Source organism: Micromonospora sp. HUAS YX12, assembly GCF_040215685.1.
Taxonomy (GTDB): Bacteria; Actinomycetota; Actinomycetes; order Mycobacteriales; family Micromonosporaceae; genus Micromonospora; species Micromonospora tulbaghiae.
The window spans coordinates 2,997,250-3,021,701 of the sequence record NZ_CP157974.1 but is presented as its reverse complement, the minus strand read 5'-3'; the positions used below and the strand labels follow the sequence as shown (position 1 = coordinate 3,021,701).

18 protein-coding genes, 2 tRNA genes and 3 rRNA genes are annotated in these 24,452 nt (G+C 68.0%); 4 read left to right on the top strand and 19 right to left on the bottom strand.

The window, feature by feature from the left end:
- Positions 1-24 precede the first annotated feature (24 nt).
- Positions 25-2,643: a valine--tRNA ligase gene (locus ABIH81_RS14725; protein ID WP_349880797.1), complete on the bottom strand. Its 2,619-nt coding sequence runs from the start codon at positions 2,641-2,643 to the stop codon at positions 25-27.
- Between the two features lie 69 nt (positions 2,644-2,712).
- Between ABIH81_RS14725 and ABIH81_RS14720 the strand changes: the two genes are divergently transcribed.
- Entirely contained in the window at positions 2,713-3,390 is a 678-nt protein-coding gene (locus ABIH81_RS14720; RefSeq protein WP_349880796.1) for a hypothetical protein, read from the top strand.
- A 90-nt stretch (positions 3,391-3,480) separates the two neighbouring features.
- On the opposite strand, the gene rrf is transcribed toward ABIH81_RS14720, so the two are convergent.
- The 3 genes from rrf to ABIH81_RS14705 all read right to left on the bottom strand — a co-directional run bounded on the left by rrf (position 3,481) and on the right by ABIH81_RS14705 (position 8,666).
- A 5S ribosomal RNA gene (gene rrf / locus ABIH81_RS14715) occupies positions 3,481-3,597 on the bottom strand.
- 73 nt (positions 3,598-3,670) lie between these two features.
- A 23S ribosomal RNA gene (locus ABIH81_RS14710) occupies positions 3,671-6,779 on the bottom strand.
- 372 nt (positions 6,780-7,151) lie between these two features.
- Positions 7,152-8,666 (bottom strand): 16S ribosomal RNA (locus tag ABIH81_RS14705).
- Together the 16S, 23S and 5S rRNA genes form the textbook arrangement of a ribosomal RNA operon.
- Before the next feature lie 635 nt (positions 8,667-9,301).
- Here ABIH81_RS14705 and ABIH81_RS14700 point away from each other — a divergent pair.
- Positions 9,302-9,523, top strand: a complete 222-nt coding sequence (locus ABIH81_RS14700; RefSeq protein ID WP_349880795.1) for a hypothetical protein — start codon at positions 9,302-9,304, stop codon at positions 9,521-9,523.
- Positions 9,524-9,529: 6 nt separating this feature from the next.
- Here ABIH81_RS14700 and ABIH81_RS14695 read toward each other — a convergent pair whose 3' ends face one another.
- Positions 9,530-10,327, bottom strand: a complete 798-nt coding sequence (locus ABIH81_RS14695) for a carbon-nitrogen hydrolase family protein (RefSeq protein ID WP_349880794.1) — start codon at positions 10,325-10,327, stop codon at positions 9,530-9,532.
- 39 nt (positions 10,328-10,366) lie between these two features.
- Entirely contained in the window at positions 10,367-11,200 is an 834-nt protein-coding gene (locus tag ABIH81_RS14690) for an EamA family transporter (RefSeq protein ID WP_349880793.1), read from the bottom strand.
- 41 nt (positions 11,201-11,241) lie between these two features.
- Here ABIH81_RS14690 and ABIH81_RS14685 point away from each other — a divergent pair, with 41 nt between their 5' ends.
- Positions 11,242-11,865, top strand: a complete 624-nt coding sequence (locus ABIH81_RS14685; protein ID WP_349880792.1) for an XRE family transcriptional regulator — start codon at positions 11,242-11,244, stop codon at positions 11,863-11,865.
- Positions 11,866-11,888: 23 nt separating this feature from the next.
- On the opposite strand, the gene clpX is transcribed toward ABIH81_RS14685, so the two are convergent.
- From clpX to ABIH81_RS14660, 5 genes are all read right to left on the bottom strand, one after another.
- Positions 11,889-13,181: an ATP-dependent Clp protease ATP-binding subunit ClpX gene (gene clpX, locus ABIH81_RS14680; protein ID WP_013288033.1), complete on the bottom strand. Its 1,293-nt coding sequence runs from the start codon at positions 13,179-13,181 to the stop codon at positions 11,889-11,891.
- Positions 13,182-13,408: 227 nt separating this feature from the next.
- Positions 13,409-14,071, bottom strand: a complete 663-nt coding sequence (locus tag ABIH81_RS14675; RefSeq protein WP_013288034.1) for an ATP-dependent Clp protease proteolytic subunit — start codon at positions 14,069-14,071, stop codon at positions 13,409-13,411.
- Positions 14,072-14,085: 14 nt separating this feature from the next.
- A complete protein-coding gene (locus ABIH81_RS14670) occupies positions 14,086-14,727 on the bottom strand; it encodes an ATP-dependent Clp protease proteolytic subunit (protein ID WP_184687611.1) in 642 nt (213 codons plus the stop codon).
- A gap of 175 nt (positions 14,728-14,902) precedes the next feature.
- Positions 14,903-16,249, bottom strand: a complete 1,347-nt coding sequence (gene tig / locus ABIH81_RS14665) for a trigger factor (RefSeq protein ID WP_349880791.1) — start codon at positions 16,247-16,249, stop codon at positions 14,903-14,905.
- 149 nt (positions 16,250-16,398) lie between these two features.
- Positions 16,399-16,472 (bottom strand) — tRNA-Pro (locus ABIH81_RS14660).
- A gap of 253 nt (positions 16,473-16,725) precedes the next feature.
- Between ABIH81_RS14660 and ABIH81_RS14655 the strand changes: the two genes are divergently transcribed.
- Positions 16,726-16,799 (top strand) — tRNA-Gly (locus ABIH81_RS14655).
- A gap of 91 nt (positions 16,800-16,890) precedes the next feature.
- Here the strand turns inward: ABIH81_RS14655 and ABIH81_RS14650 are convergent.
- The 8 genes from ABIH81_RS14650 to ABIH81_RS14615 all read right to left on the bottom strand — a co-directional run bounded on the left by ABIH81_RS14650 (position 16,891) and on the right by ABIH81_RS14615 (position 24,355).
- Positions 16,891-18,012, bottom strand: a complete 1,122-nt coding sequence (locus tag ABIH81_RS14650; protein WP_030273363.1) for a site-specific integrase — start codon at positions 18,010-18,012, stop codon at positions 16,891-16,893.
- Positions 18,012-18,230, bottom strand: coding sequence for a helix-turn-helix domain-containing protein (locus tag ABIH81_RS14645; protein ID WP_334465661.1), 219 nt, complete (start codon positions 18,228-18,230; stop codon positions 18,012-18,014). The genes ABIH81_RS14650 and ABIH81_RS14645 overlap by 1 nt, the downstream gene beginning before the upstream one ends.
- Positions 18,220-19,959 (bottom strand): replication initiator, encoded by a 1,740-nt coding sequence (locus ABIH81_RS14640; protein ID WP_334465658.1) that lies wholly within the window; start codon positions 19,957-19,959, stop codon positions 18,220-18,222. Before ABIH81_RS14640 ends, ABIH81_RS14645 begins: the two co-directional genes overlap by 11 nt.
- Entirely contained in the window at positions 19,956-20,600 is a 645-nt protein-coding gene (locus ABIH81_RS14635; RefSeq protein ID WP_334465655.1) for a GGDEF domain-containing protein, read from the bottom strand. The genes ABIH81_RS14640 and ABIH81_RS14635 overlap by 4 nt, the downstream gene beginning before the upstream one ends.
- A complete protein-coding gene (locus tag ABIH81_RS14630; RefSeq protein WP_334465652.1) occupies positions 20,597-21,253 on the bottom strand; it encodes a DUF2637 domain-containing protein in 657 nt (218 codons plus the stop codon). Before ABIH81_RS14630 ends, ABIH81_RS14635 begins: the two co-directional genes overlap by 4 nt.
- Entirely contained in the window at positions 21,250-22,680 is a 1,431-nt protein-coding gene (locus ABIH81_RS14625; protein ID WP_349880790.1) for a cell division protein FtsK, read from the bottom strand. Before ABIH81_RS14625 ends, ABIH81_RS14630 begins: the two co-directional genes overlap by 4 nt.
- 3 nt (positions 22,681-22,683) lie before the next feature.
- Positions 22,684-22,899 carry a hypothetical protein gene (locus ABIH81_RS14620; protein ID WP_334465647.1) on the bottom strand — a complete coding sequence of 72 codons (216 nt, stop codon included), beginning with the start codon at positions 22,897-22,899 and terminating at the stop codon, positions 22,684-22,686.
- A gap of 394 nt (positions 22,900-23,293) precedes the next feature.
- Positions 23,294-24,355: a DUF2332 domain-containing protein gene (locus ABIH81_RS14615; RefSeq protein ID WP_052166206.1), complete on the bottom strand. Its 1,062-nt coding sequence runs from the start codon at positions 24,353-24,355 to the stop codon at positions 23,294-23,296.
- Positions 24,356-24,452 lie beyond the last annotated feature (97 nt).

Below are 24,452 nucleotides of genomic sequence, written 5' to 3'. Positions count from 1 at the left end.
CGAACCCCGGCTCACTCCTCGCGCTCACGAGGGAAGCGCCTCCAGTGCGGCGTCGATCCGGACCAGATCCGCCTCGGCCACCGCCAGCCGTTCGCGGATCTTCGCCACCACCGGCTCGGGCGCCTTGCCGACGAACGCCGGATTGTCCAGCTTCGCCCGCGCCTGGGTGGCCTCCTTCTCGGCCGCCGCCCGGTCCTTGGTGAGCCGGGCGCGCTCGGCCGCCACGTCGATCGAGCCGCGCGTGTCGAGCGCGACGCTCACCGCGCCGGGCATGGCCAGCGTGGCGCTTGCCTGGAAGTCGTCGCCCGGCGCGTCCAGCCGGGCCAGCGAGCGGACCAGCGGCTCGTGCGCCGCGATGCCCGCGCCGGCCAGGCCGTCGAGCCGGGCGGCGACCCGCTGGGTCGGCCGCAGACCCTGGTCCGAGCGGAACCGCCGGACCTCGGTCACCACCCGCTGGAGGGTGCCGACCTCGCTCTCCGCGGCGTCGTCGATCAGGGTACGGTCGGCGGCCGGCCAGGACGCCGTCAGCACGGTCTCGCCGCCGCTGAGCGCGGCCCACAGCTCGTCGGTGACGAACGGGATGACCGGGTGCAGCAGCCGCAGGAGCTGGTCCAGCACGTGCCCGAGCACCCGGCGGGTGGCGTCGGCGGCGGGGCCGCCCTCGGCCAGCACCGGCTTGCTCAGCTCCACGTACCAGTCGCAGACGTCGTCCCACGCGAAGTGGTAGAGCAGGTCGCAGACCTTCGCGAACTCGTACGCCTCGAACTGCTCGTCCACCTCGGCGGTGACGTGCGCCAGCCGGGACAGGATCCACCTGTCGACGGTGGAGAGGTCAGCGGCGCCGGGCAGCGGGCCGTCGGTGTGCGCGCCGTTGAGCAGCGCGAACCGGGTGGCGTTCCAGAGCTTGTTGCAGAAGTTGCGGGAGCCCTGGCACCACTCCTCGCTGACCGGCACGTCCTGGCCGGGGTTGGCGCCCCGAGCCAGCGTGAACCGGGTGGCGTCGGCGCCGAACCGGTCGATCCAGTCCAGCGGGTCCACCACGTTGCCGAAGGACTTCGACATCTTCTTGCCGTGCTCGTCACGGACCATGCCGTGCAGCGCCACCACGTCGAACGGCTGCACGCCGTCCATCGCGTACAGGCCGAACATCATCATCCGGGCGACCCAGAAGAACAGGATGTCGTAGCCCGTGACCAGCACGCTGGTCGGGTAGAACTTCGCCAGGTCCGGGGTGCGCTCCGGCCAGCCGAGCGTGGAGAACGGCCACAGCCCGCTGGAGAACCAGGTGTCCAGCACGTCCTCGTCCTGCCGCCAGCCCTCGCCGGACGGCGGCTCCTCGTCCGGGCCGACGCAGACGATCTCGCCGTCCGGGCCGTACCAGACGGGGATGCGGTGGCCCCACCAGAGCTGGCGGGAGATGCACCAGTCGTGCATGTTGTCGACCCAGGCGAAGTAGCGCTTGGCCAGCTCGGCCGGCTCGATCTTCACCCGGCCGTCGCGCACCGCGTCGCCCGCGGCCTTGGCGAGCGGCGCGGTGTTGACGAACCACTGCAACGACAGCCGCGGCTCGACTGTCGTCTTGCACCGCGAGCAGTGCCCCACCGCGTGCAGGTACGGCCGCTTCTCGGCCACGATCCGGCCCTGCTCGCGCAGCGCCGCGACGATCGCCGGGCGGGCCTCGTACCGGTCCAGGCCCTCGAACGGGCCGGGCGCGGTGATGACGCCCCGCTCGTCCATGATCGTCAGCGAGGGCAGGTCGTGCCGCTGGCCGATCTCGAAGTCGTTCGGGTCGTGCGCCGGGGTCACCTTGACCATGCCGGTGCCGAAGCTCGGGTCGACGTGCTCGTCGGCGACGATCGGGATCCGCCGGTCGGTGAGCGGCAGCTCCACCTCGGTGCCGATCAGGTGCCGGTAGCGCTCGTCGTCCGGGTGCACCGCCACCGCGGTGTCGCCGAGCATGGTCTCCGCCCGGGTGGTCGCCACCACGACCTCGTCGCCGTAGCGGATCGAGACCAGCTCGCCCTCGTCGTCGGTGTGCTCCACCTCGATGTCGGACAGCGCGGTGAGGCAGCGCGGGCACCAGTTGATGATCCGGTTGGCCCGGTAGATGAGCCCGTCGTCGAAGAGCTTCTTGAACATGGTCTGCACGGCCCGGGACAGGCCCTCGTCCATGGTGAACCGCTCGCGGTCCCAGTCGACCGCGTCGCCGAGCCGGCGCATCTGGCCGAGGATCGCGCCGCCGGACTCGGCCTTCCACTGCCAGACCCGCTCGACGAACTTCTCCCGCCCGAGGTCGTGGCGGGAAAGCCCCTCACCGGCGAGCTGCCGCTCGACCAGGTTCTGGGTGGCGATGCCGGCGTGGTCCATGCCCGGCAGCCAGAGCGCCTCGTACCCCTGCATCTTCTTGCGCCGGGTGAGCGCGTCCATGAGCGTGTGCTCGAACGCGTGGCCCATGTGCAGCGAGCCGGTGACGTTCGGCGGCGGGATGACGATGGTGAACGGCGGCTTCTCGCTGTCCGCCGACGCCCGGAAGTGCCCGCCGGCTACCCACTGCTCGTACCGTCGCTGCTCTACCTCGCCGGGCTGGTACTGGCCGGCGAGGGTCGGGGCGTCGGGGCGTCGGGCATCCAGTCTCTCGGTCACCCTGAAAGTCTACGGAGCGCTTTCGGGGACCCGACGTGCACCACCTGTGATTCGCGTACGGTGGCGGTCATGTCCGACGCGCATCTCACCGAGCGCCCGGTCGACGGGGGTTCCGATCCGGTCGAGCTGACCGAAGAGCCGATCGAGCTGAGCCGCCGCGACCCCGCGCAGGATCCCGAACGCCGTCCCGTCTCGCGGCGCCGGAAGATCGTCCTGGCCGCACTGCTCGCGGCCGGTCTGGCCGGCGCCGGTGCGTTCGGGCTGGGCGGCTGGCGGGTGCTCCAGCAGAAGGACACCACTCTCGGCCAGCCGGCCGAGGTGGCCGGGCTGGTGCGGGACGACAGCGAGCGGGCCCGCAGCACCGCCGACTACCTGCGCGACGGGCTGGCCGCCGACATCGAGCTGGACCGCGGCTTCGGCGCCGTCTACTCCGACCGCGGGGACGCCAAGCGCTCGGTGCTCCTGTTCGGCGGCACCACGCTGCTCTGGCAGCCCGAACGCGACCTGGACACGCTGTTCGGCCTGATGGCGGACGAGACCGGCCGGGTGGCCGGGCTGCGCGAGGTGGACGCGGGCCGCCTGGGCGGCGTGATGAAGTGCGGTACGACGAGCGGCGACGGCGGCGACTTCGCTGTGTGCGGGTGGGCCGACCACGGCAGCGTGGTGATGGGAATGTTCCCGGGCCGCCGGGTAGACGACGCGGCGGCGCTGTTCCGCGACATCCGCGAGTCCGTCCAGAGCCGCTGAGCCCGCTCGTCCCGGGAGCCGGCTCCGGCCGGCTTTCCGGTGAACGCAATTCAGGGCCACCCCGTTGGGGGTGGCCCTGAATGAAAGATTGTCCGGCGGCGTCCTACTCTCCCACACCCTCCCGAGTGCAGTACCATCGGCGCTGGAGGGCTTAGCTTCCGGGTTCGGAATGTTACCGGGCGTTTCCCCTCCGCCATGACCGCCGTAACTCTATGAACATGTCAAACAACCCGCAGGTTGCTGTTTGTTCAGAGTTGCACAGTGGACGCGTAGCAGCTTAGTAGTCAAGTCCTCGGCCTATTAGTACCGGTCAACTGAACCCGTTACCGGGCTTACATTTCCGGCCTATCAACCCAGTCGTCTAGCTGGGGGCCTTACCCCACAAATGTGGGTGGGATACCTCATCTTGAAGCGAGCTTCCCGCTTAGATGCTTTCAGCGGTTATCCCTTCCGAACGTAGCTAACCAGCCGTGCCCCTGGCGGGACAACTGGCACACCAGAGGTTCGTCCGTCCCGGTCCTCTCGTACTAGGGACAGCCCTTCTCAAGTATCCTACGCGCACGGCGGATAGGGACCGAACTGTCTCACGACGTTCTAAACCCAGCTCGCGTACCGCTTTAATGGGCGAACAGCCCAACCCTTGGGACCTGCTACAGCCCCAGGATGCGACGAGCCGACATCGAGGTGCCAAACCATCCCGTCGATATGGACTCTTGGGGAAGATCAGCCTGTTATCCCCGGGGTACCTTTTATCCGTTGAGCGACACCGCTTCCACATGCCAGTGCCGGATCACTAGTCCCGACTTTCGTCCCTGCTCGACCTGTCAGTCTCACAGTCAAGCTCCCTTGTGCACTTGCACTCAACACCTGATTGCCAACCAGGCTGAGGGAACCTTTGGGCGCCTCCGTTACCCTTTAGGAGGCAACCGCCCCAGTTAAACTACCCACCAGACACTGTCCCTGAACCGGATAACGGTCCGAAGTTAGATACCCGAATCAACCAGAGTGGTATTTCAAGATTGCCTCCACCCATACTGGCGTATGGACTTCACCGGCTCCCACCTATCCTACACAAGCTAATTCAGATACCAATGTCAAGCTATAGTAAAGGTCCCGGGGTCTTTCCGTCCTGCCGCGCGTAACGAGCATCTTTACTCGTAATGCAATTTCGCCGGGCCTGTGGTTGAGACAGTGGGGAAGTCGTTACGCCATTCGTGCAGGTCGGAACTTACCCGACAAGGAATTTCGCTACCTTAGGATGGTTATAGTTACCACCGCCGTTTACTGGCGCTTAAGTTCTCCGCTTCGCCCCGAAGAGCTAACAGGTCCCCTTAACGTTCCAGCACCGGGCAGGCGTCAGTCCATATACATCGAATTACTTCTTCGCATGGACCTGTGTTTTTAGTAAACAGTCGCTTCCCCCTGCTCTCTGCGGCCATACAACGCTCCACCCGCGCGGGGCTTCACGTCTCCGGCCCCCCTTCTCCCTAAGTTACGGGGGCAATTTGCCGAGTTCCTTAACCACAGTTCGCCCGATCGCCTCGGTATTCTCTACCTGACCACCTGTGTCGGTTTGGGGTACGGGCCGCTAAGAACTCGCTAGAGGCTTTTCTCGGCAGCATAGGATCACTGACTTCACCTGAATCGGCTCGGCATCACGTCTCAGCCTCATGGTGTGCGGATTTGCCTACACACCGGCCTACACGCTTACCCCGGCACAACCACCGGCCGGGATCAGCTACCTTCCTGCGTCACCCCATCGCTTGACTACTACCCGTCAGGTTCCCACGCTCACCGCCATAGGTCCGAAGACCGCCGGCAGCTCGGGTGGTTAGCACAACGAGGTTCGTCAGGGACGCTCTTTCGCGGGTACGGGAATATCAACCCGTTGTCCATCGACTACGCCTCTCGGCCTCGCCTTAGGTCCCGACTCACCCAGGGCGGATTAGCCTGGCCCTGGAACCCTTGGTCATCCGGCGGAAGGGTTTCTCACCCTTCTTTCGCTACTCATGCCTGCATTCTCACTCGTGCCGCGTCCACAACTGGGTCACCCCGCTGCTTCACCCCCGGCACGACGCTCCCCTACCCATCCACACACCTGCACCCGGCATCAAGGCCGAGCGAAGTCAATATGTGAATGCCACAGCTTCGGCGGTGTGCTTGAGCCCCGCTACATTGTCGGCGCGGAACCACTTGACCAGTGAGCTATTACGCACTCTTTAAAGGGTGGCTGCTTCTAAGCCAACCTCCTGGTTGTCTATGCGATCCCACATCCTTTTCCACTTAGCACACGCTTAGGGGCCTTAGCTGGTGATCTGGGCTGTTTCCCTCTCGACTACGAAGCTTATCCCCCGCAGTCTCACTGCCGCGCTCTCACTTACCGGCATTCGGAGTTTGGCTGATTTCGGTAAGCTTGTGGGCCCCCTAGACCATCCAGTGCTCTACCTCCGGCAAGAAACACGCGACGCTGCACCTAAATGCATTTCGGGGAGAACCAGCTATCACGGAGTTTGATTGGCCTTTCACCCCTAACCACAGGTCATCCCCCAACTTTTCAACGTTGGTGGGTTCGGCCCTCCACGCGGTCTTACCCGCGCTTCAGCCTGCCCATGGCTAGATCACTCCGCTTCGGGTCTAGAGCATGCGACTAAAAACGCCCTATTCAGACTCGCTTTCGCTACGGCTCCCCCACACGGGTTAACCTCGCCACATGCCACTAACTCGCAGGCTCATTCTTCAAAAGGCACGCCGTCACCCCGCAAGGCTCCGACGGATTGTAGGCGAACGGTTTCAGGTACTATTTCACTCCCCTCCCGGGGTACTTTTCACCATTCCCTCACGGTACTCGTCCGCTATCGGTCACCAGGAAGTATTTAGGCTTACCAGGTGGTCCTGGCAGATTCACGGCAGATTTCAGGGGTCCGCCGCTACTCGGGAACACCCACAGAAGACCAGCAGCTTTCACCTACCGGACTATCACCGTCTACGGTCAGCCATTCCAGACTGTTCGACTAGCCACTGACTTTGTAACTCCTCGAATGCGTGTCAGCACACTCAGCAGGGTCCCACAACCCCGACGACGCAACCCCTGACAGGTATCACACGCCGCCGGTTTAGCCTCAATCCGCTTTCGCTCGCCACTACTCACGGAATCACTATTTGTTTTCTCTTCCTACGGGTACTGAGATGTTTCACTTCCCCGCGTTCCCCCCACACACCCTATGTGTTCAGGTGCGGGTGACATCACATGACTGATGCCGGGTTTCCCCATTCGGACACCCTGGGATCACAGCTTGGTTGACAGCTCCCCCAGGCCTATCGCGGCCTCCCACGTCCTTCATCGGCTCCTGGTGCCAAGGCATCCACCGTTCGCCCTTGACAACTTGACCACAAAGATGCTCGCGTCCACTGTGCAATTCTCAACAAACAACCAACCCACAACCCACAGCCCCACACCTACAACCCACCAAGGATTACGGTTTGCGAGACCAGGCCGCGCCTGGCGCCCGACAGACTCTGCGGTCCGTCTCAAGGCTCTGAAAAAACAACCTCGGTTGTTCCTTCAGGACCCAACAGGGTGCTTACATCCCGCGCCAGCCGCACCAGAACCCCGTTCCCACCACCCGGAGGTGGCTGTACTAGGAAAAGTCCCGGCCGTTGCCGGCGCCTGACTTGCCAGTGTCTCCGCCATCTGAGCACCCCACCACCACGTTCGGGCGGTGCGGGCTCCATGCCACCTTTCGGTGGATGGTGCTCCTTAGAAAGGAGGTGATCCAGCCGCACCTTCCGGTACGGCTACCTTGTTACGACTTCGTCCCAATCGCCAGCCCCACCTTCGACGGCTCCCTCCACAAGGGTTGGGCCACCGGCTTCGGGTGTTGCCGACTTTCGTGACGTGACGGGCGGTGTGTACAAGGCCCGGGAACGTATTCACCGCAGCGTTGCTGATCTGCGATTACTAGCGACTCCGACTTCACGGGGTCGAGTTGCAGACCCCGATCCGAACTGAGACCGGCTTTTTGGGATTCGCTCCACCTCACGGTATCGCAGCCCATTGTACCGGCCATTGTAGCATGCGTGAAGCCCTGGACATAAGGGGCATGATGACTTGACGTCATCCCCACCTTCCTCCGAGTTGACCCCGGCAGTCTTCGATGAGTCCCCGCCATAACGCGCTGGCAACATCGAACGAGGGTTGCGCTCGTTGCGGGACTTAACCCAACATCTCACGACACGAGCTGACGACAGCCATGCACCACCTGTGACCGCCCCCGAAGGACCTGCCATCTCTGACAGTTTTGCGGCCATGTCAAACCCAGGTAAGGTTCTTCGCGTTGCATCGAATTAATCCGCATGCTCCGCCGCTTGTGCGGGCCCCCGTCAATTCCTTTGAGTTTTAGCCTTGCGGCCGTACTCCCCAGGCGGGGCGCTTAATGCGTTAGCTGCGGCACAGGGAACCGGAGAGGCCCCCCACACCTAGCGCCCAACGTTTACAGCGTGGACTACCAGGGTATCTAATCCTGTTCGCTCCCCACGCTTTCGCTCCTCAGCGTCAGTATCGGCCCAGAGACCCGCCTTCGCCACCGGTGTTCCTCCTGATATCTGCGCATTTCACCGCTACACCAGGAATTCCAGTCTCCCCTACCGAACTCTAGCCTGCCCGTATCGACTGCAGGCCCGCAGTTGAGCTGCGGGTTTTCACAGTCGACGCGACAAGCCGCCTACGAGCTCTTTACGCCCAATAAATCCGGACAACGCTCGCGCCCTACGTCTTACCGCGGCTGCTGGCACGTAGTTGGCCGGCGCTTCTTCTGCAGGTACCGTCACTTACGCTTCGTCCCTGCTGAAAGAGGTTTACAACCCGAAGGCCGTCATCCCTCACGCGGCGTCGCTGCATCAGGCTTCCGCCCATTGTGCAATATTCCCCACTGCTGCCTCCCGTAGGAGTCTGGGCCGTGTCTCAGTCCCAGTGTGGCCGGTCGCCCTCTCAGGCCGGCTACCCGTCGTCGCCTTGGTAGGCCATCACCCCACCAACAAGCTGATAGGCCGCGAGCCCATCCCAAGCCGAAAAACTTTCCACCACCGACCATGCGGTCAGCGGTCCTATTCGGTATTAGCCCCGGTTTCCCGGGGTTATCCCAAAGCCTGGGGCAGGTTGCTCACGTGTTACTCACCCGTTCGCCGCTCGAGTACCCCGAAGGGCCTTTCCGCTCGACTTGCATGTGTTAAGCACGCCGCCAGCGTTCGTCCTGAGCCAGGATCAAACTCTCCAACAAAAACTTGTCGAACAGCATCCTGGCAACAAAAGTGTTGCCAAAGGAATCCCAACCAGCCAAACCCTAAGGCCCGACCAGTCCGGGGTATAAAACAATTGGCACTGGCTTTACAAGCACCCTGTTGAGTTCTCAAAGAACAACCACACACCAACCAGAAGCTCCACACCCGTGGAACACCCGTTTGGGGCAACCTCTCCAACCTACTCGGTCTCACTTCCGTCGTCAACCTCGTGTCCGAGGTGATCAACTTGGTTCGACCAGACCCACGCTGACGCTCACCGTTCCCGGTGGTCGTTGCTCTCGTGGGTTTCGGCGGACCGGCCGGCGTCGCTCTCGCAACCACCCGCCCGGCTCCCTACCGGCTTCCGAACTCTACCCGGTCGGCTTCGCATTCGCAACTCCGTGTCCCGGAGTGTCGAGCACCGCCCGAATCTCAGTCTGGCTCGGCGTCGCCGCCACCAGCCTGGCGCCCGTTCTCGGCCGGTTTGCCCGGCCTCCCGCGTGCAGAGAGAAAGTTACGCGGACCCGCCTCGGAAGGCAAATCAATGATCGTCATTGAGCCGAGCGCGACGGCCCGCGGGAAGGCCACTGCCGAAGGGGGACGCCAGGAGCGGCGCCGTGCCAGAGTGGTCGGCATGGATGATCCGTCCCCGGTCCCGGCCCTCGCCGAGGACGCTCTGCTCGGCCTCCTGCTGCCGTTCTGGCAGTTGGTGATCGGGGCCGTCGTGCTCGCCGTACTGCTGCTGTCGGTCAGACGCCTGGCCCAGCGCGGCCCCTCCCGGATGACGACCGCCCTGCTGATCACGGCGGCTGCGATCGCCGGCATCGCCGCCCTGGGTCTGCTCTTCGGGAGCTGACCGCGGTCAGAGCCGGCGGTTGGCCAGGCTGGGCAGCTCGGTGCGGATGGTCCGCAGCCGCTCCAGGTCGATCTCGGTGACCGCCAGCCCCGGACCGTCGGCGACCTGGCTCAGCACCGTCCCCCACGGGTCGACCACCATGCTGCGCCCGAAGCAGGTCCGGCCCGGGTCGTGGTCGCCTGTCTGGCCCGCCGCCGCCACGAAGCACTGGTTCTCGATCGCCCGGGCCCGCAGCAGCACCTCCCAGTGGTCCCGCCCGGTGTGCATCATGAACGCCGCCGGCACGACGAGCAGCTCGGCGCCGCCGTCGGTCGCGAGCTGCCGGTACAACTCCGGGAACCGCAGGTCGTAACAGATGGACAGGCCCACCCGGACGCCCTCGACGTCGACCACCACGGGTTTGTCGCCGGGCGCGACGGTTGCCGACTCCAGGTAGGAGACGCGACCGGGGATCTCCACGTCGTACAGATGGATCTTTCGGTACGCGGCGGCGAGCGCGCCCTCGCGGTCGAAGACCAGGGAGGTGTTCCAGGTGTGCGCCGGGTCCGGACCGGCCTCGTGGAACGAGCCGGCGATCACCCACATGCCCAGCCGGCGGGCGGTCTCCGCGAAGAACCGCCCCACCGTGCCGTCGACCGGCTCGGCCGGCGGCATCCGGTCGGCGTGACCGAGGTAGTCGACGTACTCCGGAAGGAGGGCGAGATCCGCGCCGGCCGCCGCGGCCCTGGCCAGCAGGGCCTCGGCGGCGGCGAGGTTCGCCGCCCGGTCGTCGCGGGCGTTGAGCTGGCAGACGGCGACGCGCATGACCCGAGGGTACGGGCGGAAGCAGGCGCGCGACAGGGCTCAGACGCTGGACAGGACGAGCGCTGCCGCGGCGAAACCGAGCCCCGCGACCTGTGCCGGCCGGAGTCGTTCCCGGTCGACCGCGAGCGCGAGCAGGACGGTGCTCGCCGGGTAGAGCGAGGCGATGGCGGCCACCACGCTCAGGTGTCCCCGGCCCGCCGCGGCGAGGAATAGCGCGTTCGCGGCGGAGTCGAGCAGGCCGGCCGCCGCAGCCCAGCCGAGGACCGGCCGCCCCAGGCGCAGACGTGCGTCGGTGCGGACGGCGAGCGCGAGGCCGAACGCGATCGAGCTGACGCGTACCGCCAGAACCGGCCACATCCCGGCGGTCTCGTCGGCCTGGCCGAGCAGCGCGAAGAAGACGCCGAAGAGCAGCCCGGCGGCCAGCGCCATGCCGAGCACCCGGCTGGAGACGCGGCGTGCCGCACCGCGCTCCCCCAGGCTGACCAGGCCGATGGCGACCACGGCGAGCCCGGCGCCGCCGAGCGCGACGGCGCCCGGCGAGTGTGCGAGGACCAGGCCGGCGACGATCGGCACGATCGCCGCGGTGATCGCGGTGACCGGGGCGACGACAGCCATCACGCCGGTGGCGAGCGCGCGGTAGAGCAGCATGACGCCACCCGCGCCAGCCACGCCGGCGAGCAGTCCCCATCCCAGGTCGAGCGGGCTGGGCGAGCCGGGCACCACGAGGACGAGGACGAGCAGCAGCGGAACGCTGAGGATCTGCGACACCACAGTCACCGCGATCGGGTCGGCGCGCCGGGACGCCTTGCCGCCGGCGAAGTCGGCGGTGCCGAAGGCGAGCGCGGACACGGCGGCGAGGACAATGGGTAGCACCCCGCAGTCGTACCACAATAGTGACCGTGAAGGACAGTGTGATGACCGACGCAAGCGGACGGGTCGGCGCGGTGACCTCCGCGGTCGCCCGTCAGGTACGTGAGCTACGCGCCGCCCGCGGCTGGTCGTTCGAGGAGCTGGCCGGCCGGTCCGGGGTCAGCAAGGGCATGCTGGTGCAGATCGAGGGAGCCAGGACCAACCCGAGCATCGGCACGCTCTGCCGGGTCGCCGACGCGTTCGGCGTCAGCATCGCCCGGCTGCTGGAGCCCGCCGAGCAGAGCACGGTACGGGTCAGCGCGGCGGCCGAGGCGCCGGTGCTCTGGCGCGGCCCTCACGGCGGCCTGGCGCGCCTGCTCAGTGGACTCGGCGAACCCGACCTGGTCGAGCTTTGGGACTGGCGGATGGAACCCGGGGAGGCGTTGCAGTCCCCCGACCATGCGCACGGCACCCGGGAGATCCTGCACGTGCTCGACGGCGCCGCGACGGTCACCGTCGAGGGGGTCGACCACGAGGTACGCGCCGGCGAGACGGTCGAGTTCCACGCCGACCGGGAGCACGGCTACCGCACGGCCGGCGACGGGCCGGTGCGCCTGATGATGGTGGTGGTCACCCCGTCGGGCGAGTGGGACCGGCGGACCCGCTCACGCGGACCGCGCCCGAGCTGACCCGGGCGCGGCCGCGACGGCGGTCAGGCCGACTTCTCCTCGCGGTCCCGCCGGCGCCGGCCGGTGAACTCGCGGGGCACGATCGTCGGGTTCACGTTCTCCAGGACGACCTCGCGGGTGATCAGCACCCGGGCGGCGTCGGGGTTGCTCGGCACCTCGTACATCACGGAGAGGAGCACCTCTTCCATGATCGCCCGCAGGCCGCGGGCGCCGGTGCCGCGGAGCATGGCCTGGTCGGCGATGGCCTCCAGCGCGGGCTGCTCGAACTCCAGCTCGACGCCGTCCAGCTCGAACAGGCGCTGGTACTGCCGGACCAGCGCGTTGCGCGGCTCGGTGAGGATCCGTACCAGGGCGCTGCGGTCGAGGCTGCGCACGTTGGTGATCACCGGCAGCCGGCCGATGAACTCCGGGATCAGCCCGAACTTCAACATGTCTTCCGGCATGACCTGGCTGAAGATGTCGTCGGTCGACCGCTCGGACACCGACCGGAGCCGGGCGCCGAAGCCGGTGCCGCCGGAGCCGGTGCGGGCCTCGATGATCTGATCCAGCCCGGCGAACGCGCCACCGCAGATGAACAGCACGTTCGTGGTGTCGATCTGGATGAACTCCTGGTGCGGGTGTTTGCGCCCGCCCTGCGGCGGCACGTTGGCGACAGTGCCTTCCAGCATCTTCAGCAGCGCCTGCTGCACGCCCTCGCCGGAGACGTCGCGGGTGATCGACGGGTTCTCCGACTTGCGGGCGATCTTGTCGACCTCGTCGATGTAGATGATGCCGGTCTCGGCGCGCTTGATGTCGTAGTCGGCGGCCTGGATGAGCTTCAGCAGGATGTTCTCGACGTCCTCACCGACGTAGCCCGCCTCGGTGAGCGCGGTGGCGTCGGCGATGGCGAACGGGACGTTGAGCATCCGGGCGAGCGTCTGCGCCAGGTGCGTCTTGCCGCAGCCCGTCGGGCCGAGCAGCAGGATGTTGGACTTGGCCAGCTCGACGCCGTCGGTGCCGGAGCCCGGCGCGCCGGCCGCCTCGGCCTGGATCCGCTTGTAGTGGTTGTAGACCGCGACGGCGAGCGCCTTCTTGGCCTGCTCCTGACCGACGACGTAGTTGTCGAGGAACTGGCAGATCTCCATCGGCTTGGGAAGCTCTTCCCACTTCACCTCGCCGGACTCGGCCAGCTCCTCTTCGATGATCTCGTTGCAGAGATCGATGCACTCGTCGCAGATGTAGACACCAGGGCCCGCGATGAGCTTCTTGACCTGCTTCTGCGACTTGCCACAGAAGGAGCACTTGAGTAGGTCGCCGCCGTCACCGATCCGTGCCACCTACGTTCTCCCTGCACTCGTCGGCCGGAACGCCGGCCCTGACCTGCGGGCGCCGGAGCGCCCGTCCGTCCTGTCGTCCCACCATGCTGTCGGCTCCACCCGATCCGACCGGCGGAGCGGTACAGACCCGACGTTACCCGGTGGCCGGGTTTTCTCCGACCCCCAAAACGGGTGTGTCAGAGGTCGACCGGGAACGATACCCCGACCGACCTCCGACCACACGTTGCTCAGCCCGCGGCGTGCGACGCCAGCAGACCCTTCTTGCGGCTGGTCAGGATCGTGTCGACCAGCCCGTACTCCTTGGACTCCTCGGCCGTCATGATCTTGTCACGGTCGATGTCCTTGCGGACCTGCTCGATCGGGCGGTTGCAGTGCCGGGAGAGCATGTCCTCCAGCTGCGTCCGCATCCGCAGGATCTCCCGCGCCTGGATCTCGATGTCCGAGCCCTGGCCGTAGCCGCCCTCGGTGGCCGGCTGGTGGATGATGATCCGGGAGTTGGGCAGCGCCATCCGCTTGCCCGGGGTGCCCGCGGAGAGCAGCACCGCCGCCGCGCTGGCCGCCTGCCCGAGGCAGACGGTCTGGATGTCCGGGCGGACGTACTGCATGGTGTCGTAGATCGCCGTCATGGCGGTGAAGGAGCCACCGGGCGAGTTGATGTACATGATGATGTCGCGGTCCGGGTCGGTGCCCTCCAGCGTCAGCAGCTGGGCCATCACGTCGTTGGCCGACGCGTCGTCCACCTGGACGCCGAGGAAGATGATCCGGTCCTCGAAGAGCTTGTTGTACGGGTTGGACTCCTTCATCCCGTACGACGTGCGCTCGACGAACGACGGCAGGACGTAGCGGTTGTGCACGGCCGCGAACTGGGGCGGCAGGCTCAGGTCGGTCATCGTCAGCTCCTCGGTCAGCTCAGGGTCCCGGCGCCATCCGGAACCTGCGCGGCCCCGATGATCACCTTGTCGATGAAGCCGTAGTCCATGGCCTCCTGGGCGGTGAACCAGCGGTCACGGTCCGAGTCCGCCTCGATCTGGGCCTGGGTCTGGCCGGTGTGGAACGCGACCCGCTCCTGGAACATCCGCTTGGTGTAGAGCATCTGCTCGGCCTGGATCGCGATGTCCGACGCGGTGCCGCCGAGACCGCCCGAGGGCTGGTGCATCATGATCCGCGCGTGCGGCAGGGCATAGCGCTTGCCCTTGGTGCCCGCGCAGAGCAGCAGCTGCCCCATGGAGGCGGCCATGCCCATCGCCACGGTCGAGACGTCGTTGTCGATGTACTGCATGGTGTCGTAGATAGCCATGCCGGAGTAGACCGAGCCACCCGGCGAGTTGATCCAGAGGAAGATGTCGCGGTCCGGGTCCTCCGCGGCGAGCAGCAGGAGCTGCGCGCAGATGCGGTTGGCCACCTGGTCGTTCACCTCGCTGCCCAGGAAGATGATCCGTTCCTTGAGCAACCGGTTGTAGACCGAGTCGTCGAGGTTGCCAATGGAGTCGCCACCGCGGGCCTCGTTCACCCGGAGCGACTTCTTGGGGATGTGCATGTCGGTCATGGCAGCCCTTCGCTCTCCGTACCGTCCTACCCGACACTAACCGCTCAGCCGGGGGGCGTACTCCCGGTCGGGGCACTGTTCGCTCTCAGCGCAGTCACCCGCACGGCGTACCCCGGAAAGGGTTTCGGCCGCCTCCCGGCGCGCAGCGCGGGACGGCGGCCGACACCCCCGATGATCAGTGCTGGTGGTCGTGCTCGGCTTCGTTCTGGGCCCGCAGCGCGTCGAGGGAGACCTCGTTGCCCGCCGAGTCCTTGATCTTGATCTTCTCCATCACCGCGGCGAGCGCCTTGCCCCGGCGGACGTCGCCGAAGACGGCCGCGGCGGCGCCGGAGCGGACCAGCTGGTCGTAGTACTGCTGCGGGGCCATGCCGGCTCGCTGCGCCCGGTGCACGATCTCGTGACCGAACTCGTCGTCGGAGACCTGCACGTCCTCGGCGTCGGCCAGGGTGTCCAGCAGGAGCTGGATCTTGACGCCGTCGGTCGCCGCCTCGGTCAGCTCGGCGTCGATCTGCTCCTCGGTCTTCTCCTCCGCCGCGAGGTACTCCTCCAGGGAGGCGCCGATGCGCTCGAGCTGGTCGACCATCGCGGCCTTGCGGCTCTCGACCTCCTCCTTGACGACGCCCTCCGGCGCCGGCACCTCGGCGGCGGCCACCATCTGCTCCAGGGCCTTGTCACGGGCGGCGTAGATCTGCTCGACCTGCTTGCCCCGGGTGACCCGCTCCCGCAGGTCGGCGCGCAGCTCGTCGATGGTGTCGAACTCGCTGGCCATCTGCGCGAAGTCGTCGTTGAGCTCGGGGAGCTCCTTCTCCTTGACCGTGCGGACGGTCACCGCCACGTCGGCGTCGCGGCCGGCGTAGTCGCCGCCGACGAGCTGCGTGGTGAAGGTGGTGCTGTCGCCGGCCGCCAGGCCGACCAGCGCCTCGTCCAGGCCCGGCAGGAGCTGCTTGCTGCCCACCTCGTGCGAGATGTTGCTCGCCGAGCCGCCCGGAACCTCCTCGCCGTCGACCGTGGCGTTCAGGTCGATCTGCACGAAGTCGCCTTCCCGGGCGGCCCGCTCGACGGTCTTCAGCGTGGCGAACCGCTCGCGCAGGCTGTTGATCTGCTCGTCGATCTCGCTGTCGGCGATCTCGATCTCGTCGACGGTCACCTCGATGGTGGCCGGGTCCGGCAGGGTGATCTCCGGCCGGACGTCCACCTCGGCGGTGAAGTTGAGCGAGTCGCCGTCGGCGAACTCGGTGATCTCGACCTCGGGACGGCCGAGCGTCTTCAGGTCGTGCTCCCGGACCGCGGCGAGGATGTTCTGCGGGATCGCCTCCTGCACCGCCTCGTTGAGCACGGTGCCCCGGCCGACCCGCTGGTCGATCACGGCAGCGGGGATCTTGCCCCGGCGGAAGCCGGGAACCTGGACCTGCTGGCCGATCTCCCGGTACGCCTTCTTGAGGCTCGGCTCGAGCTCGACGAACGGCACCTCGATGGCGAGCCGCACGCGCGTCGGGCTCAGAGTCTCGACGGTGCTCTTCACAGGCGTACTCCTTGACGGATCTGGGTGTTGGTTCTGGGGCGTGATTGCGCGCATCGAGTGTAGGCGAGCCGGCCGACTGCATCGGCAGGGCCCGGGTACCGCGCGGAAAAAACCGGCGGTTCCCGGGACGATCCGGTCGCGAACGACAGTCGGGGTGGCGGGATTTGAACCCACGGCCCCTCGCTCCCAAAGCGAGTGCGCTACCAAGCTGCGCCACACCCCGGTGGCGACGAAGAGTGTATGCCGTCCGGCCACCCGCGCGGGTGACCGGGGCGCGGCGCGGCGGCGGCCGGACGCCGTCGGGTGGGGGCCGGACGCCAGCTCGGGGAAGTCAAGGGGTCCGAGGGCGCGGGAAGGCGCCAGCTCGCCGAAGTGGTGTGGATCTTGCGGGTCAGCGCCGTGCGCGGGGTATGCGCTTCGCGACGTCTACCGGGGTTCGGTACGCTGTCGGCGCATCCCGCGATGGTGGGGTGCGCGCGGGCGTAGCTCAATGGCAGAGCTTCAGTCTTCCAAACTGACGGTGCGGGTTCGATTCCCGTCGCCCGCTCCACCCACGAAGGCCCAGGCAGACCGCATGATCGCGGCACCTGGGCCTTTCGCTTCTCCCCCGGGTTGGATCTTGCGTGCCATCCGCGTGCCAGTCACGGTCGGCGTCGACCACTTCCGGCGATCCGGCGGTCCATCGCTTGGGCGATCTCGCGGTCACGCTCGCTGGTGGCGTGCTGGTAGATCAGGGCCGCGCGCATGGTGGCGTGGCCCATGCGATGCATCAGCTCGCGCGTGCTGGCCCCGGAGGCGGCGGCGAGGGTGTTGCCGGTATGGCGCAGGTCGTGGAAGTGGAAGCCAGCCAGGCCCACCGACGCGGCAGTCTTGGTCCACTTGACGGCACGCCCGAAGTTGCCGGAACGCAGCATCGCGCCCTTCGCCCCGGTGAAGATCAGCGCATCATTGCCGTCCTCGACGTGCTCGGCCAGGTGCTCACTCAGCGCCTCGACCGCAGCCTCAGGCAGCGCGACGACACGGACCCCGGCCGCAGACTTCGGTGGCCCGAACTCCAGACGATCCTTCAGCGCCGCCAGCTTCCGGGGCACTCGCACGGTCGCCGCGTCCAGGTCGACGTCACAGCGGCGCAGGGCAGCCAGCTCTCCCCACCGCAGGCCAGAGAGAGCAGCCAGGATGATCAGCGCGGAGAAGCGGGCCGGCATGGCGTCGGCCAGGGCGTAGACCTGGGCGATGGTGGCCGTGGGCCGTTCCGGGGTGTGGTAGCGGTCATAGCCTTTGATCCGGCACGGGTTCTGCCGAAGGATCTCGTCCTCGCGCACCGCCGTGTTGAGGATCGCCCGCAGCAGGCAGTACGCCTTGACCGCCTGGGGCTCCGGAGTGCCGCCGTTGAGCAGGTTGCCGCGCCAGGTCCGGATGGTCGCCGGCTTGATCGCGGCCAGGGCGAGGTGCCCGAGATGCGGCCCGATGTGCAGGGCGAACAGGTACTCGTAGAGCTGTCGGGTACGCGGGGCGAGACGGCGCTCCCTGATCCAACGATCCCCGTAGTCCGACAGCCGGATCTCCCCCGCCTCCGGAGGCACCCACTCCCCCCGCAGGATCTCCGACTCAACGACCGTGAGCCACTTCTCGGCCTGGCGCTCCGTGGCGAACGTCTGCGGTGCAGTCCGCATTACGCCGTCCGGGCCGAGATAACGGGCCTGCCAGCGGGCGGACGGCAGCTTGCGCACGTTGCCGAAACGCCGGCGACGCTTGGCGCCCATCAGGCCACCGCCCCGAACTGACGCCGAAGCTCCGCCCGCGAGGTTGGCACCACCCGATTGGCCTCGATGTACGCGGCCACCGCAGCAGGCTCGAACCGCACCAAGCGCCCGACCTTGACGTAGGCGATACGACGCTCAGCCACCAGCCGGCGGACGAAGCGAGGTGTGGCACGAAGGCGAGCGGCCACCTCGCCGGGAGTCAGCAGATCATCCGTCACGTCGGGGCTCCTCTCGTTCTGGGCGGCTCTGAGCAGTTGCCGAAACATCGGCCGGTTCGACGGCGGCGCGTCTGGCGGCGTCGAGCTGGACGCGCCATTGGATGCGTTCGGAGATCGCCCGGAGGACCCGGTGGCCAAGGGGCGGCACGTCCGGGTCAGTCGGCTTGGCGAGTTCCCAGGCATGCCGGACCGTGTCGGACCCCGCCGGGGCGGTGTCGGCATCGGTGGTAACCCCGAGCAACGCCTTGACCCACTCCTTCCGGTCCGCCCGGTGATCCGTGAGGGTCTTACCGGACCACTGTCGGGAGATCAGGACGCGCCGACCGCCGATGCCGAGGGTGTCCCGCTTGTGGACCTTGTTCTTGCAGTTGCCCGGCTTCAACCCGGCCCGGGCCTTCTTCGGCTGGACACCGTAGAGCAGCCAGTTGGCGCACCGCTCCGAACAGGGCGTGTGTCGCAACTCCTGCCAGAGCCGTTCCAGGTGTGCGCGTTGCCGGACGGTGGAGATGTCGTGGCAGTCGGCGGCCTGCTTGGTGAGGTATTTGGTGATGTAGCCGACGCACCGATCCGCGTCCTTGGTCCCGGCAAGCACGCCCTTGGCGTCGACCTGAACGCCGAACCGGACCACGTGCACGGGTTCGGCGTCGGGGTCGGCGTCGAGCTGGTCCAGGGCGTCATCCCAGGACGGCAGCAGCTCGCCCGAGTCCGGGTCGATGTAGCCGCCGGCGGTGGCGTCCCACTGCGGCGCCCTTCCCGGTTCGTAGACCAGCTCGGCGGCGGGTGGCCACCACACCTGGTGGTAGGTCGCGGCGGCGACCTGGCGGACGAGGGCACGGGGGATGGTGCCCCGCATGGCGAAGTGCGCGTGCGGGGCCAGCCGGCGCTGCGGCTCGACCGCCCCGGCGTATTGGACGTTCCAGCCGACCGCCCGCCTGAGGTTCTGCCAGAACCGGTCCAGGAGCCGGGGGAAGTGCACCGCGTCCCAGGCGGCCCGCCGGTAGTCGTAGCTGTCCGGGTCGACCGGCGTCCCGTCGGAGTGCACCCGGCCGTAGGAGCCGAGGGTGAGGGTGAGGAACATCGACGGCCGGAACACCTGCCCGGCATGGCCCTCGAAGGTCCGCCCGATGGTGCGGTTCTCCACCGGCAGGCGGGGCAGGTCCGGGGCGTCCTGCCGGCGCTTGGTCGAGCGCACCCGCCGCTTGCCGTCGCCGTCCTCCTGGTCCTCGGCGGCGTGCGGAGGGGCAGGCCGGCCCCGCATGCCTTCGGTGGTGATCTGGGCTTCCAGCTCTCCAATGGCGTCGTCCAGGTCCGCGACCTGATCCCACTGCGAGGCGCGGACGGCTTCGTCGCGGGCGAATTCCAGGTGAGCGCGAGCCACGATCAGGCCGCGTTGGGCGTCGGTGGCGGGTTGGGGGCCGGGGTCGGGTTCGTCGTCGCGGTGCCAGCCCTCGCGGATCTGCTGCTGCCGCAGCCGGCGGGCGCGTTTGGCGCAGGCCGGGCACTTAGCTTCCTGCGTCGCGCCGCACGGCATGTCGATGACCTCAGTGCGGCCGGAGTCAAGGTCGGTGCGGCGCAGGCTGACGGGGCGGGTGCAGACGCCGTAGTCGGCGGCCAGATCCTTGACGACATCGACGGAGCGGGGCATAAGCATCCGGGCGGCCCGGGAGCCCGGCCTCGGCTCGACCACGGGGGCGGGAGCGAGGCCGGGCAGCATCGGGGCGGTCGTCATCGGCCCACCCGCAGCGACGGGGTGAGGTCGCGGACCCGGAGGGCGGGGCGGGGGTCGCCGGTGGTGTGGTCGTCGCGCAGCGGGTCGAAGGCCGCAACCCCGGAGCGGGTGGTCTTGGGGCGGTACATGGCCGCGTCGGCGTCGGCGAGGGCGGCGGCGAGCCCGGCGGGGCTGGCGGGCGCGAGGCCGATGCTGGCGGTCACCGACACCGCGATCCCGGAGGGCAGCCGGACGGGGGCGGCGATGGCGGCGGCCAACTGGCGGGCAGCCGCAGCCGGATCGGTGTTGAGCAGCAGGGCGGCGAACTCGTCCCCACCGAGGCGGGCGGCGACACCGTGAACGGTGCGGAGTCGGTGGGCAACGGCGGTGAGCACGTGGTCCCCGGCGGCGTGGCCGTGGGTGTCGTTGACGGGCTTGAAGCCGTCCAGGTCGACCACGACCACCCACGGGCGAAGCGCAGCGAGCTGTTCCCAGCCGGCGGCGAGGCCAGCGCGGTTGGCGAGGCCGGTGAGCGGGTCGCGGAGGGTCGCGCGTTGCAAGGCGGCCAGTTCGTAGCGGGCTACGTAGAGCCGGTACTGATCCCAGCAGAACAGGGCGAGGCCGGCGGCCAGGAACAGCCCGGAGAGCAGGTGGTCGGTCATCGGGTCACCTCTCCGATCAGCGGGACGCCGTTGCGGCGGGCAAAGGCGGCCGGCGGCACCGGGGCGACCGGGGCAGGCCGGGCCGGCTGGACGGGGGCAGGGCGGGTCGGCTCGACGTCGACCAGGGCGACGGGCTCAGGCACGACAGGAGTCGGTTGGACGGGCGGGGTCGGCGGCGTGACCGGCCGGGGCGTCGGGGTGACAGCCGGCGCAGCAGCGGGGGCGGAGGCAGGTTCGGCGGTCGGGACCGGAGCCGGGGCGGTGGTGAGGACGAGCTTGGACAGGCCCATGAACGCCAGAGCGGGCACGGCGGATAGCAGCCAGCCGGACAGGCCGGGCTTGGCGACGGCGAGCTGTGCGGCGAGGGACAGGAGCACGGCGGCGACGAGCAGGAACATTGGGTAGCCGACCGGCTGACCGTTGCGGCGTCGGCGGCGGATGGTCAGCAGCGCCGCGACGGGCACCAGTTCGGAGATGACGGCGTTGGCCCAGCCGAACCACTCGCCGGTGCCGGTGGGGCTGTTGTCGAGGGTCCAGTCCTTGACGTGGGTGAACGAGGCGGCCCCGGCGAAGCCGGCGACGAGTAGGAGGATGACGACGAGGACCAGGCCCTCAGCGCGGTCGGTGCGGGTGTGGGTGGGGTGGGGTTTCATGCTGCACCGTCCAGGACTTCACCGTCGATGACGCGGAGTCGGCCGTAGGTGTGGGCCATGTCGCGGATCTCGTCGTCGGTCAGGTAGGAGAAGCGGACCCGCATCGGCGTCGGATCACCGTCGATGACCACGAACCCGACACCGGGCAGGGACTGCGGGATGCGGTCGCACAGCGCACCCCGGTCCCGCATCCCCTCACCCAGCACCAGGTCCACCTGCGCCGCCTCAGCCAGCCGCAGCCCGATACGGGTCGGGAACAGGTCCCGGAACGGCAGCACCTCCTTGCGGGGGTCCTGGATCGCCGCCAGGACGTGCACCCCGACCGCGCGGCCCTGGCTGAGCAGGATGGACAGGGCGGCCTTGATCCGGTCCTTCAACTGCCGGTCGGTCAGATACGCGGTCAGGTTCGCCAGCTCATCGATCACCACGACGATCAGCGGCTCATCCGGCGTCGGCGTGTGCTGGCGGGTCCGGCCGTACAGCTTCCCGGCCCGGTCCTTGGCCACGGTGGCGGCTTCCTCGATCAGCTCACACATGGCCGCGTAGTCCTTGCGGGCGAACCGGGCGAACATCGGCGCGCCCATCCCGAGTTCCATGCCGCCCTTGGGGTCCAGGCCCCACAGCTGCACGAGGCCGGAGGTGACCCCGGCGGCGAGGGAGCGGACCACGGACCAGATGACCGAGCCCTTCCCCGAACCCGTGGCGTCCACCACCAAGACCTGAGTTCCGAAGAGGCGCAGGTTGTAGCCGTCGCCGTCCTCGCGCCGGCCGACCGGCAGGGCGGTGAACTCCGGCATTGCCGGCACCGGGAGGGGGCGGAGGAGCTTGGCGAGGGGGTCACCGCGGAACAGGTGCAGCAGCACCACGTCTGGCCGGTTGCCGGGGGTGGCTTTGACCTGGCGGACGCCGAAGGTGTGGGCGAGGCGTTCGGCCACCTTGGCGAAGTCGTCGGGGATCTGCCCGGTGACCATCCGCACCATCACCACGTCGACGCCGGCCGCGCAGGTGACCCGGCGCAGGACGGGCAGGACGGTGTGCGAGTCGAAGGAAACGGCGAGCTTGGCGGTGACCATCGCGGCGTGCCAGTTCCGGCCGTACAGCCACCGCCGATACCGGGCCAGCACCGGCCACCACCCGAACCGCCGGAACGACGAACGATGACCGAAGCCCCACCCGGCGGCGACGACCGCCACCAGGACGACGACCCCGACCGGACCGGCCCAGCCGAACCGCACGTAGAGCCAGCCGAAGAACACGGCCGGGGCGGTGACGTACCAGAAGCGAACCAGCACCACGGCGAGGCGGGCGAGGGCCTTGACGGTCCACCAGGTCAGGGCCAGCCACAGCGGGATGCGGATGAACGGGGTACGCACGTTGATCGGGGCGGAGTCGACCCGGTCACCCCGGATCACGTTGACCAGCGGCATCCCTCAGCCCTCCCCGGCCGACGCGGCGGCGGTGAACAGGGAGCCCTGCCCCGGGGAGCCGGGTCGACGGCGCACAACACGGCGGCGGCCCGCCGGACGGGCCGGCATCAGCGCGGCCAGGTCCACCGGCCCCGACTCCGGGGCGGGAACGTGACGGGTCATGGTCGGCAGCCACCGGCCCCGACCGAGCACCGCCCGCAGGTCGACCCGGTCGGACACGTGCGGGGCGATCAAGGCGGCCCGCAAGCGGGCCGCGCCGGCCCGGCCCCGGCCTGCTGGCGACCTCCGGCCGGCATCGGCCGGGCCGACCGGCCACGCTTCGGGGTTGCCAGACTTCGAAGACCTCGGGGCTCCGCCCCGAACCCCGACCCTCCTCAGAGATGCCGCCGCGGATCACCTCGCCGGGCACCACAAGGGCTACCAGCCTCCCCGGACGGGGCCAAGGTCGTTCGTCCGGTAGGGCGCTCCACCTTGTCCCCGTCCGGGGAGGCTGGACGGTCTGGCGACTGCCCGACGAGGAGATCCGCACACAACTGGCTGCCCCTCCCTGCCCCTCATCAACGAGCAGCCCCACTGGGCGGCCGGGCCGGTGGCGATCTCCGGTGCCTATGACCTACATGTCATGCAGGGGCGCCAGCCAGTTCAGGTGTCCGTCAACCTGCACCAGCGACGTCGGCTTGCTGTCGCCCGGACCGTGAAACGCGATCACTCCCCGGTCGTCCGCCAGCTCGCCGTGGTGCTGTGCCGACGGCGGCTCCTGCCAGACGTGGTACAGCGGCCCATCGCTGCCAATTGAATCGATCGCTTCATCGAAGGCGGCTCGCCGATGGGTGGGCACATGCATTCGTGTCGCGGCATGGAATACAACACGCGGCTCGCCGGGCGGCAGGCTTCGGCCCAGCGGCGAACAGACATCAATGGCGTCGCCGGCGATGATCTCCGGCGGGTCCGCCGCCACGTGTTCGAGGGCGGCCTCAAGAAGCCCCGCTCCGGCGTGGTCCTCGGGCCAGACCAGCGCCCTGAGCCAGCGCCGATTCTGAATGCTTGTGACATCCACTGGGTTCAGGTCCACGCCGACCCTGGTGGCGATCAGCGGGATGTCGTCTAAGTTCGGTGGCTGCTCCGTGCCGAGCCAGCGGCTCTCGATGGTGACCGGAGATTCCTGCCGCCCGAACGAGTGTCCGCCGATGAGGTAGCGGTATCGGTCCACTTGGAGGTGGATGCCCGCACTGGCGCCCACCTCGATCAGATGCACAGGGCCGTCACATTGGCGTCTGAGCGCGGCCAGCGCGAAGCGGAGACCGGCAGCTCTACGCACAACGTTCGATTGCACGAGACGGGAACGGACCAGCTCTCCAAGTTCGCGGCGAAACGCACGACAGAAGTCGACGAACACCGGTCCTGCCGACTCTGCGTCGGCAGCATCGGGCCCGACGACCGAGGGGTAGAAGTGGCGCAGATCGTGGTGGACACCGTCCAGCAGGAGGTAATGGGCTGCGCCGAAGAGCAGGAACGACGCCTGCTGCCCGGAGCGTCGTTCGAGCAGCATCTCCAGTGTTGGCTGGTCGGCCGCAACAGCTGTGCACAACGCCTGGTACAGCGGCGAGGTGGTGAAGATGGCTGGTGCCTGGGCGAAGTGCTCCGACAGACCCTCCAACTCCCGCGTCCGGTCCATGGCACTCCTGTCAGTCAGCCCCAGGCCAGCGTTACCGGCGTCACTGGGCGGCAAGTTAACGGGCAGCATCTGGAGTAGGTGATTGGCATCGCCTCGG